Raw genomic sequence first — 11,574 nt, 5'->3', positions numbered from 1 at the left:
CACAATTTGTTTAAAAGGTACTAAGTAACATGGACTCCATGCTGCTTTATATGATCGATTTATTCGGTACTGCTGTCTTTGCGGTTTCTGGTGTTTTACTCGCAGGCCGATTAAAGATGGACCCTTTCGGAGTGATCGTACTCGGTAGCGTCACCGCAATTGGCGGTGGCACCATTCGCGATATGGCGCTCGGTGCAACCCCGGTATTCTGGATCACTGACACCACCTATCTTTGGGTCATTTTCATCACCTGTTTACTGACTATGGTTCTGGTTCGTCGTCCTAAACGCCTACCTTGGTGGGTACTTCCTGTATGTGATGCGATTGGTTTGGCGGTGTTTGTTGGTATCGGTGTAGAGAAAGCTCTCGCCTATAACGCATCAGGCATGGTTGCAGTGATCATGGGCGTAATTACCGGCTGTGGCGGGGGCATCATTCGAGACGTGCTAGCTCGTGAAGTCCCTATGGTCTTGAGAAGTGAAGTCTACGCAACGGCTTGTATCATTGGTGGCATTTTCCATACCACAGCATTAAGTATGGGTTACGATCATTCTGTAGCCTTACTCGCTGGGGTGATATCAACGCTGATGATCCGTCTGGGCGCAATTCGCTGGCACTTGTCACTGCCAACCTTTGCCATCAATCGATAAGTAATCAGCATCGCAAGTTTCTCGAGAAGAGTCGACCTAAAAATCGGCTCTTTTTATTTCTCAACACACGATTAGCATCTGACCGAAAGCTTGGTTATATTGGTGTGACTATTCCCCATTTTCATGGATAGATAATGTTACTGGAAGGCATTGAAACGCTATTAGTACTGAGCAAAGAAAAAACCATGAGTCGCACTGGCAGTCAGCTCTACATCAGCCAATCAGCCGTGAGCAAACGCATTGCGAATCTAGAAAAAAAGCTCGGTAAGAAACTGATTGAGCCCTGTGGACGCCACATTAAGCTAACCTCTGATGCTGTTGCACTGATCAGTATCATTGAACCAACCTTTAACGAATTACGTGGTCAAATTCACGATCAACAAGAACTCGAAGATACATCGTTGATTCGAATGGATTGCTCAGAAACGTTAGTTGCAGGTTACCTCAGCTTGATCATGGAAGAGCGCTTGACCCAAGATCCTTACCTCAGAATTTCAACCAACCATACGCCACGAATCGTTGAAAACGTTAAATCAGGCAAAGCCACGCTGGGATTTTGCGCGGGCTACTTACCTCCACATCATGGTTTGATGAGTTTTCATCTAGCGGATGAGCCTTTCTCTATCATCAGTAAACATAAGCTCACTGAAATGCCAAAGACGATTCTCACCAATGATTTGAATAATCCAGCCAATACTTACCAGCAAGCTGTGTTGTCCAAACACGACATTCAGCCTTTAATGGAGATGGACTCATACACTGCTGCCGCACAGTTGGCTCTGGGTGGAATGGCACCAGCTTTAATCCCCAAATCGATAGTAAAAACTTTAAACATTGCACCTGAGTATTGCTATGCATTTGACGAGCTAGCACCGCTGATTCGCCCGATTCACATCTGCTTACGCCATAATGCGTATCGCAGCGAACGAGTTAAAACAGTGATAGAAGCCATTGCTGATGTTGTTGCCAAAGAAGTTTCATCGCCATCAGCATAGACATGGTAATTACTAGAGGTCGAATCCACTTTTGGCCTTTAGTCACCACGACTTTGGCACCTAGCTGAGCACCAATAAAGCCCCCTATAGCCATGGTGAAACCGATTTCCAATACTGGCAAACCAGCCAGAATAAAAAACAGCAGCGCCGCAATGTTTGAGGTAAAGTTCAGTATTTTAGTTCGGGCAGTTGCATCGACTAACGAGAAATGACCAAGCGCAACAAAACAAAGTGCAAAAATAGACCCCGTTCCTGGGCCAAAAAAGCCATCATAGAAGCCAACGCCACCACCAACGCATAACGCAAACATAGCTTCAGAAAGCTTCCGATCTCCGCCTGCGGCTTTCGAGTTTGAAGCAAATAAGAAGTAGAGTGAAATCGCGATCAGCAATACTGGAATAAGGCTAGTTAATATTCCTGCATCAATATACTGCACCGCTTCAGCACCAATGGCTGAGCCAATAAAAGTACATAAAATGGCAAGGCGCATCTCTTTCAAGCTAACGATACCATTACGAACAAAGTACCAACTGGCTGAAAAACTGCCGAATGAACTTTGTAGCTTGTTGGTCGCCAGCGCCTGAGTTGGGCTTAGCCCCGCCGCCAGCAGAGCAGGTAGAGTCAATAGACCGCCGCCACCAGCCATAGCATCAATAAATCCAGCGACTGATGCGACAAAAAACAATCCAATTAAAATCTCAAAAGTGATTTCCACTTATGCGTCCTGGTAAAAATGTGTAACGAAAAGAAGGCAACGATAACACCGCCTCACAAACGAGAAAAAGGAAACTCAAGACACTAACCTATTCTAGATTTTCATTAATTCTCATGAGATCAAAAAAGCCCGCTCAGATGAGCGGGCAATGAGGTTGTCATATAAGCCCTATTTTTCGGGCTTACTGATTTTTATCTATTACGCTTCTAGGCTCGCTTTCACTTTTGCGTGCAGCTCTTGAACCGAAGTCACTGTGCTCTTCGCATCTGCTGTGTGTGACATACAAGTTGCGAATGCAGCGTTTAGCGTTGTCGTGTAGTTCACTTTCTCTGCTAGTGCACCGCGACGTAGAACTTTAGAATCTTCAATCGCTTGACGACCAGCGGCAGTGTTCACGATGTAGGTGTACTCATTGTTCTTGATACGGTCAAGAATGTGAGGACGACCTTCGTGTACTTTGTTTACTAGACGTGGATTAATGCCCGCTTCGCCAAGAATGACTGCTGTACCGTGTGTTGCATCTAGCTGGTAACCAAGCTTAGATAGCTTTGATGCAAGGTCAACAACACGTTCTTTGTCGCCTTCGCGAACAGACAGTAGTGCACGGCCACCTTCTGGGTACACATTTCCACAGCCAAGCTCTGCTTTCGCATAAGCTTCCGCAAACGTTGCACCAACCCCCATAACTTCACCAGTAGAGCGCATTTCTGGGCCCAACAGTGGGTCAACACCCGGGAACTTGTTGAATGGCAGTACCACTTCTTTTACAGAGTAGTATGGTGGGATGATTTCTTTCGTAAAGCCCTGAGACTCTAGAGATTGACCCGCCATGACACGAGCAGCAATCTTAGCGATTGGTGCACCCGTTGCTTTCGATACGAACGGTACCGTACGCGCTGCACGAGGGTTAACCTCGATTAGGTATACTTGGTTGTTCTTCACCGCGAACTGCGTGTTCATCAGACCACGAACACCCAACTCGAACGCTAGTTTTTCAACTTGCTCACGCATGACGTCTTGGATTTCTTGGCTTAGCGTGTATGCAGGAAGAGAACATGCCGAGTCACCTGAGTGAACACCCGCTTGCTCGATGTGCTCCATGATACCGCCGATAACCACTCGCTCACCGTCACAGATAGCATCAATATCCACTTCAACTGCGTCATCTAGGAAGCTATCTAGTAGTACTGGAGATTCGTTTGATACGCTAACAGCTTCGTTGAAGTAACGACGTAGGTCTTGCTCATCGTATACGATTTCCATCGCACGACCGCCCAGTACGTAAGAAGGACGCACAACCAGTGGGTAACCGATTTCACGAGATTTCTCTACCGCTTGCTCCATCGTGGTTACTGTTGCGTTTTCTGGCTGTAGAAGACCTAGACGGTCAACCGCAACTTGGAAACGCTCACGGTCTTCTGCACGGTCGATGGCATCTGGGCTCGTACCGATGATTGGCACGCCAGCCGCTTCAAGTGCGCGAGCCAGTTTAAGTGGTGTTTGACCACCGTATTGAACGATAACGCCTTTTGGCTTTTCAACACGAGCGATTGCTAGTACGTCTTCCAGTGTTACTGGTTCGAAGTACAGACGGTCAGACGTGTCGTAGTCTGTTGAAACGGTCTCAGGGTTACAGTTAACCATGATGGTTTCGTAGCCATCTTCACGTAGTGCTAGTGATGCGTGTACACAACAGTAATCAAATTCAATACCTTGGCCGATACGGTTTGGACCGCCGCCTAGAATCATGATCTTCTCTTTGTCTGTTGGGTTCGCTTCACACTCATCATCGTAAGATGAGTACATGTAAGCCGTATCAGATGAGAACTCAGCCGCACACGTATCTACGCGCTTGTAAACTGGGTGGATGTCGTACTGGTCACGTAGGCGACGGATTTCACTTTCCGCAACACCTAGAATCTTAGATAGGCGCGCATCCGCAAAACCTTTACGCTTCAGCTTGTTAAGCTCTTCTTTGTTCAAACCAGCAAAGCCTTTCGCTTTAAGATCTTGCTCAAGCTTAACGATGTCTTCTATTTGAACTAGGAACCAGCGGTCGATTTGCGTTAGGTTGAATACGCCATCAACTGACATACCCGCACGGAATGCATCTGCGATGTACCAAATACGCTCTGCGCCTGCTTCTTTCAGTTCATGACGAATTTTCGTCAATGCGTCTGGTGCGTCTAGGTCGACCATCTCATCAAAGCCAGTCGCGCCCACTTCTAGGCCGCGTAGCGCTTTTTGTAGAGATTCTTGCTGGTTACGACCGATTGCCATTACCTCACCAACTGACTTCATCTGAGTAGTCAGGCGGTCGTTAGCACCGGCAAATTTCTCGAAGTTAAAACGAGGAATTTTAGTGACTACGTAGTCGATGGTTGGCTCGAATGATGCTGGAGTTGCGCCACCAGTGATGTCATTCATTAACTCATCTAACGTGAAACCAACCGCCAGTTTCGCTGCCACTTTCGCGATAGGGAAACCTGTTGCTTTCGATGCTAGCGCAGAAGAACGAGATACACGTGGGTTCATCTCAATGATAACCATGCGACCATCTTTCGGATTGATACCAAACTGTACGTTTGAACCACCCGTTTCAACACCGATTTCACGCAGTACCGCTAGAGAAGCGTTACGCATTAGTTGGTATTCTTTGTCTGTCAGCGTTTGAGCTGGAGCAACCGTGATGGAGTCACCTGTGTGGATACCCATTGGGTCAAAGTTTTCAATCGCACATACGATGATACAGTTGTCTGCTTTGTCGCGAACCACTTCCATCTCGTACTCTTTCCAACCGATAAGTGACTCATCAATAAGAAGTTCATTGGTAGGAGAAAGGTCTAGACCACGACGACAGATTTCTTCAAATTCTTCTTTGTTGTACGCAATACCACCGCCAGTACCACCCATGGTGAAAGATGGACGAATGATACATGGGAAGCCAACCATATCGAGAACTTTGTATGCCTCTTCCATGGTTTTTGCAGTATCTGCTCGTGGACACTCAAGGCCGATAGACTTCATCGCTTTATCGAAACGAGAACGGTCTTCCGCTTTGTCGATCGCGTCTGCGGTTGCACCAATCATCTCGACGCCGAACTCCGCAAGAACACCGTGTTTTTCTAGATCAAGCGCACAGTTCAGTGCCGTTTGGCCACCCATTGTTGGTAGTACTGCGTCTGGGCGTTCTTTTTCGATGATCTTACGCACCACTTCCCATTGGATTGGTTCGATGTAAGTCGCATCGGCCATATCTGGGTCAGTCATAATGGTTGCAGGGTTAGAGTTCACCAGAATAACTCGGTAACCCTCTTCACGCAGAGCTTTACACGCTTGTGCGCCAGAGTAGTCAAACTCACATGCCTGACCGATTACAATCGGACCAGCACCAAGAATAAGAATACTTTGAATGTCAGTACGTTTTGGCATTATCTACTACTCCGAATTAAGCGCTGTGTTTTTTGATTAGTTCGATAAAGTGGTCAAATAGCGGTGCCGCGTCTTCTGGACCTGGGCTCGCTTCTGGGTGACCTTGGAAGCTGAATGCTGGCTTGTCTGTACGGTGAATACCCTGCAGAGAGCCGTCAAATAGCGATACGTGAGTCGCGCGTAGATTTTCAGGTAGTGTTGCTTCGTCTGCTGCAAAACCGTGGTTTTGAGACGTAATCATTACAACATTACGATCCAAATCTTTTACTGGGTGGTTCGCACCATGGTGGCCAAACTTCATCTTCACCGTCTTAGCACCTGATGCTAACGCAAGAATTTGGTGGCCAAGACAGATACCAAAGATTGGTAAATTTTTCTCTAGAAATACTTTGGTCGCCTCAATAGCGTAAGTACATGGTTCTGGGTCACCTGGGCCGTTTGATAAGAAAACGCCATCAGGATTTAGAGCCAGCACCTCTTCTGCTGAAGTTTCAGCAGGCACAACCGTTAAGCGGCAGCCGCGATCCACCAACATACGCAGGATGTTACGCTTTGCGCCGAAATCGTAGGCAACAACGTGATATGGCAACTCGCTGTCGTCTTGCGCTTCAGGAAGTCCACCCTCGAGCGTCCACGAACCTTGTTTCCATTGATACGCTTCTTTTGTTGTAACCTCTTTCGCAAGATCCATTCCTTTCAAGCCAGGGAATTCTTTCGCTTTCGCTAATGCTAGGGCTTCGTCTATAGAAGAGCCCGCAACGATACAACCGTTTTGCGCACCTTTCTCACGTAGGATACGAGTCAGCTTACGCGTGTCGATATCTGCAATGCCGACAATGTTTTGCGACTTAAGGTAATCAGAAAGGGATTGTTCATTACGGAAGTTAGAAGCGATAAGAGGGAGATCGCGAATCACAAGGCCTTGAGCGTGGATTGAAGAGGATTCTTCGTCTTCGGAATTGGTTCCGGTATTGCCAATGTGAGGATAAGTAAGAGTAACGATTTGTTGAGAATAGGAAGGATCAGTGAGAATTTCTTGGTACCCCGTCATCGAGGTATTAAAAACAACTTCACCAACGGAAATACCATCTGCTCCAATGGACACACCGCGGAACACTGTCCCATCTTCTAGGACTAACAGTGCTAATTTACCCAAGACAACCTCCAGAATAAAAATGCATAAAAAATAAATTAAGTTGCAAACCTGCCTTCCTTTACCTTGAATATCTACATAAACAGGTATTTTTGACAAATTGGCGGTATTCTAAGGATGGACTTAGAAAGTGTCAATACCGTTCGAAAAATAAATCATTGCTTTCTAGCAGGTAAATCCATTTTCAAGCAAAGAGCCTTAAAAAAATAAGTTTTATCTAAAATTAGACCTAGCATGATGACACTTTTATAGATTTTACAAAATTGAACATATTACAGTTCACAAAAATTTATGTGATCATCACGCAAACGTTCATCACCAAAAAAACAAACCAAACTTTTAGGCGCTTCAAGCAAAAACAACCACAAAAGCCACATAAATTACACTTAACCTACCCCAAAAAGGCCAAAAATCTTACTAGATTTTTTTACATCATTTTCGATAAACATAAAAAAACCGGCTTGCGCCGGTGAATGATTATGTACTTAAAGCTCATTTAAGCTCAACACATCGGTCATGCTATAAAAACCTGATGGCTTAGCATTTAACCACACGGCTGCTTTTACTGCTCCGTTTGCGAAAGTCATACGATCGGTCGCTTTGTGAGTGATTTCGACACGCTCACCAATATCAGCAAACATTGCCGTGTGTTCCCCCACGATATCACCAGCACGAATCGTCGCAAAACCGATCTCGTCTTTGGTACGTTCACCTGTGATACCTTCACGAGCGTAAACGGCAACATCGCTTAACTTATTGCCCATCGCACCTGCAATCGCTTCGCCCATACCAATCGCAGTACCAGATGGGGCATCAACTTTATGACGGTGATGCGCTTCTACAATCTCAATATCACAGTAGTCACCCATTACTTGGGCGGCTTTTTCTAGTAGCTTGAAGACAAGATTCACGCCAACAGAATAGTTAGGAGCCATAACAACAGGGACTTGCTTTGCCGCGTCCTCAATCAATGCTCGCTCTGCTTCACTAAAGCCTGTTGTGCCAATCACAATGCTCTTACCATGCTGTTTACACAGTTCAAGGTTAGCTAACGTGCTGACTGGAGAGGTAAAATCGATGATCACATCAAAGTTGTCGATTTCCTTAGCAAGATCATCGGTCAAGAAGACATCAATTTTACCTTCCCCACAAAGCTCACCCACATCGACACCAACTAATGAAGACTCAGGACGTTCAGATCCCGCAGTAACGGATGCTTCTGGATTTAGGTGTGATGCTTTAACTAGGTTACGACCCATACGGCCTGCAGCACCTGCGATTGCAATACGAACCATTGCGCTTTCTCTCCTTCTCTGGATAACGAGGCTTACTCTCGTTCTCTTTCGTTTCACTGAATCTTTTTAAACTAACAATATCCCGTGTTAACCACAAGACAGTTCGCTGTGAGTTAAGAAAACTCTTTAATCACTCGCTCCAGAATCGGTACGTTCGCTTCTGGGAAGGCATAGTTTGATAATGCGCCTATTTCAACCCAACGACCTTGCTGCCCTTCTTTTCCATAAGGTTGACCATCAAACTGCGTTACAGAAATAAAATCAAATTTCAATGACTTATCTGGGTAATCATATTCAAGGTGTTCAAACAGAGATTGCTCGGTGATCGTAATGCCGATCTCTTCTTCCAGTTCACGAGCCATCGCTAACTCAACACTTTCACCTTGCTCAACTTTACCGCCGGGGAACTCCCAAAAGCCACCTTTGTGCTTATCATCGGGACGCTTAGTAATAAAAATTTGCGACCTTTCTTGGTTGAAAATGATCGCTGCAACAATGTGAATTCTTTTCATGGGTTTATCCCTAGATCTATCGATACAAAAAGAGCCGCCTAAGCGACTCTTTTTAATACATAATCAAACTCAATTAGTTAATTTGACCGTGACACTGTTTGTACTTCTTACCACTGCCACATGGACAAGGCTCATTACGTCCCACTTTACGCTCATCACGAACCATTGGTTGGTTTGAACCCTCCGCAGCAGCTTCATCTTCCACAAGTGGATTTTGTGCCGCTGCATGTTGAGCTTGCGCACGACGAGCGGCTTCTTCAGCTTGCGCACGACGTTGCTCTTCCATACGCTCAACTTCTTCTTGCTGCTGAACGCGAACTCGAGACAATACCGTAATCACATCGGTTTTCAGCGCTTCTAGTAGGCCTTCAAACAATTCAAACGACTCGCGCTTGTACTCTTGTTTCGGGTTCTTTTGTGCATAGCCACGTAGATGAATACCTTGACGAAGATGATCCATCGCCGCTAGGTGCTCTTTCCATAGCGTATCCAGTGTTTGAAGCATGACCGATTTTTCAAAGTTACGCAGAACTTGAGCGCCTACGACTTCTTCTTTCACTTTGTATACTTCAACCGCTAGATTAATGATCTTTTCACGCAGTGCTTCTTCATACAGTTTGTCATCTTCTTCAAGCCATTGCTTAATCGGCGCATCAAGATCGAAGTCCGCTTTCAAACGTTCTTGAAGACCTTCCACGTCCCACATATCTTCTAAAGACTGTGGCGGGATGTACTCATCAATGATAGCGGTCATAACGTCTTCGCGGTTTTGTTCGATCATCTCGCTGATGTCATCAATACTCATCAACTCATCACGAAGTTCATAGACCACTTTACGTTGATCGTTCGCCACGTCATCGTATTCAAGAAGCTGTTTACGAATATCGAAGTTACGTCCTTCCACTTTACGCTGTGCTTTTTCAATTGAACGAGACAACATCTTAGATTCAATCGCTTCGCCTTCTTCCATACCACTTTGGATAAGACTAGCCATACGATCTGATGTGAAGATACGTAGTAGTGAATCTTCCATTGATAGGTAGAAACGAGATGAGCCCGCATCACCTTGACGACCAGAACGACCACGTAGCTGGTTATCGATACGACGAGATTCGTGACGCTCAGTACCAATGATGTGTAGACCACCAGACTCTAGCACTTGATCGTGAACTTGCTTCCACTCAGCTTTAATCGCATCAATTTGTTCTTTAGTTGGATCTTGCAGTGCTTCCACTTTTGCTTGCCAGCTACCACCTAACACGATATCTGTACCACGACCCGCCATGTTCGTTGCGATGGTGACCGCACCTGGCGTACCTGCTTCTGCAACAATTTCCGCTTCACGCTCGTGGAATTTCGCGTTCAGTACGTTGTGCTTAATCTTCGCTTTCTTCAGTGCGTTAGACAATAGCTCTGATTTCTCGATAGAAACCGTACCAACAAGAGACGGCTGACCTTTTTCTACGCGCTCTTTAATATCTTCGATGATTGCCGCAAATTTCTCTGCTTCAGTACGGTACACCACATCTGGCATATCGTTACGGACCATCGGTTTGTTAGTTGGAATAACCACCGTTTCTAGACCGTAGATCGATTGGAATTCGAATGCTTCGGTATCCGCTGTACCTGTCATACCTGACAGTTTTTCGTATAAACGGAAGTAGTTCTGGAATGTGATCGATGCCAGTGTTTGGTTTTCGTTTTGAATCTTAACGCCTTCTTTCGCTTCAACCGCTTGGTGAAGACCTTCAGACCAACGACGGCCTGGCATCGTACGCCCCGTGTGTTCATCAACAATAACCACTTCACCGTCGTCATTGACGATGTAGTCTACGTTACGCTCGAACAATACGTGTGCACGAAGTGCTGCGTTCACGTGGTGCAGTAGGCTGATGTTCGTTGGAGAGTAAAGTGTGTCACCCTCTTCCATCAAGCCATTTTTCACCATCAGTTCTTCGACAAATTCTTGGCCTGTTTCAGTCAGGTATACTTGCTTAGACTTCTCATCCACAGTGTAGTGACCGTCACCACGATACTCTTCTGAGTCTTCTTTATCTTGTTTCTGAAGCTGCGGAATAAGTAGGTTAATACGTGTGTATAGATCTGAACTGTCTTCTGCTGGACCAGAGATAATTAAAGGAGTACGAGCTTCATCGATAAGAATTGAGTCCACTTCATCGACAACGGCAAAGAAACGCTCACGCTGAACACGATCTTCATTACGGAAAGCCATGTTGTCACGAAGGTAGTCAAAACCAAACTCATTGTTGGTTCCGTAAAGAATATCGGCTTGGTAAGCTTCTTTCTTTGCCTGAGGAGGCATGTTTGGCACGTTGATGCCAACGGTCATACCTAAGAATTCAAACAGAGGACGGTTTGTCTCTGCGTCACGCGTTGCAAGGTAGTCGTTCACCGTAACAACGTGCACGCCTTTACCTGGTAGTGCGTTGAGGTAAGCAGGAAGAGTTGCAGTTAGAGTTTTACCTTCACCAGTACGCATTTCCGCGATTTGGCCACCGTTCAGAACCATACCACCGATTAGCTGTACGTCGAAGTGGCGCATACCGTAAACACGCTTAGATGCTTCACGAACCGTAGCAAAAGCTTCTGGAAGTAGCTTATCAAGAGTTTCGCCTTGCTCTAGGCGCTCACGGAACTCAACAGTTTTCGCTTTTAGCTCTTCATCAGATAGAGCTTCAAATGTTGGTTCGTAGTTATTGATCTCTTTTACAATTTTTCTAAGGCGGCGCAGTGTTCGGTCGTTGCGACTGCCAATCACTTTTGTCAGTAGCTTAGTTATCATTTTTCGTGAATCTCTCTTT

The 11,574-nt window shown here is 45.8% G+C and carries 8 protein-coding genes; 2 read left to right on the top strand and 6 right to left on the bottom strand.

The window, feature by feature from the left end; translation table 11 throughout:
• The first annotated feature begins 29 nt into the window (after positions 1-29).
• Positions 30-650, top strand: coding sequence for a TRIC cation channel family protein (locus AK966_RS09975; RefSeq protein ID WP_119464065.1), 621 nt, complete (start codon positions 30-32; stop codon positions 648-650).
• Positions 651-784: 134 nt separating this feature from the next.
• Complete coding sequence (locus tag AK966_RS09970; protein WP_119464064.1) at positions 785-1,645, top strand: LysR family transcriptional regulator; 861 nt, start codon at positions 785-787, stop codon at positions 1,643-1,645.
• Here AK966_RS09970 and AK966_RS09965 read toward each other — a convergent pair.
• The 6 genes from AK966_RS09965 to secA all read right to left on the bottom strand — a co-directional run bounded on the left by AK966_RS09965 (position 1,581) and on the right by secA (position 11,555).
• Positions 1,581-2,360, bottom strand: a complete 780-nt coding sequence (locus AK966_RS09965) for a TSUP family transporter (RefSeq protein WP_099078879.1) — start codon at positions 2,358-2,360, stop codon at positions 1,581-1,583. The genes AK966_RS09970 and AK966_RS09965 overlap by 65 nt on opposite strands.
• A gap of 198 nt (positions 2,361-2,558) precedes the next feature.
• Positions 2,559-5,792: a carbamoyl-phosphate synthase large subunit gene (gene carB / locus AK966_RS09960; protein WP_099078878.1), complete on the bottom strand. Its 3,234-nt coding sequence runs from the start codon at positions 5,790-5,792 to the stop codon at positions 2,559-2,561.
• Between the two features lie 16 nt (positions 5,793-5,808).
• Complete coding sequence (gene carA, locus AK966_RS09955) at positions 5,809-6,948, bottom strand: glutamine-hydrolyzing carbamoyl-phosphate synthase small subunit (protein WP_099078877.1); 1,140 nt, start codon at positions 6,946-6,948, stop codon at positions 5,809-5,811.
• Between the two features lie 482 nt (positions 6,949-7,430).
• Positions 7,431-8,240: a 4-hydroxy-tetrahydrodipicolinate reductase gene (gene dapB, locus AK966_RS09950; protein WP_119464063.1), complete on the bottom strand. Its 810-nt coding sequence runs from the start codon at positions 8,238-8,240 to the stop codon at positions 7,431-7,433.
• Positions 8,241-8,353: 113 nt separating this feature from the next.
• A complete protein-coding gene (mutT, locus tag AK966_RS09945; protein WP_099078875.1) occupies positions 8,354-8,752 on the bottom strand; it encodes an 8-oxo-dGTP diphosphatase MutT in 399 nt (132 codons plus the stop codon).
• A 73-nt stretch (positions 8,753-8,825) separates the two neighbouring features.
• Positions 8,826-11,555, bottom strand: a complete 2,730-nt coding sequence (gene secA, locus AK966_RS09940; protein WP_119464062.1) for a preprotein translocase subunit SecA — start codon at positions 11,553-11,555, stop codon at positions 8,826-8,828.
• Between the last annotated feature and the right edge of the window lie 19 nt (positions 11,556-11,574).

This window comes from Vibrio sp. PID23_8 (assembly GCF_003584965.1).
Lineage (GTDB): Bacteria > Pseudomonadota > Gammaproteobacteria > Enterobacterales > Vibrionaceae > Vibrio.
Note: the sequence above shows the minus strand (reverse complement) of the source record. Positions and strands in the feature narration are given on the sequence as shown.

Bases quoted from the DNA above. Each gene is read 5' to 3' on its own strand.
- dapB (WP_119464063.1), bottom strand. From the start codon at position 8,240: ATGGTTCGTATTGCAATCGCAGGTGCTGCAGGCCGTATGGGTCGTAAC.
- secA (WP_119464062.1), bottom strand. From the start codon at position 11,555: ATGATAACTAAGCTACTGACAAAAGTGATTGGCAGTCGCAACGACCGA.
- carB (WP_099078878.1), bottom strand. From the start codon at position 5,792: ATGCCAAAACGTACTGACATTCAAAGTATTCTTATTCTTGGTGCTGGT.
- mutT (WP_099078875.1), bottom strand. From the start codon at position 8,752: ATGAAAAGAATTCACATTGTTGCAGCGATCATTTTCAACCAAGAAAGG.
- AK966_RS09970 (WP_119464064.1), top strand. From the start codon at position 785: ATGTTACTGGAAGGCATTGAAACGCTATTAGTACTGAGCAAAGAAAAA.
- AK966_RS09975 (WP_119464065.1), top strand. From the start codon at position 30: ATGGACTCCATGCTGCTTTATATGATCGATTTATTCGGTACTGCTGTC.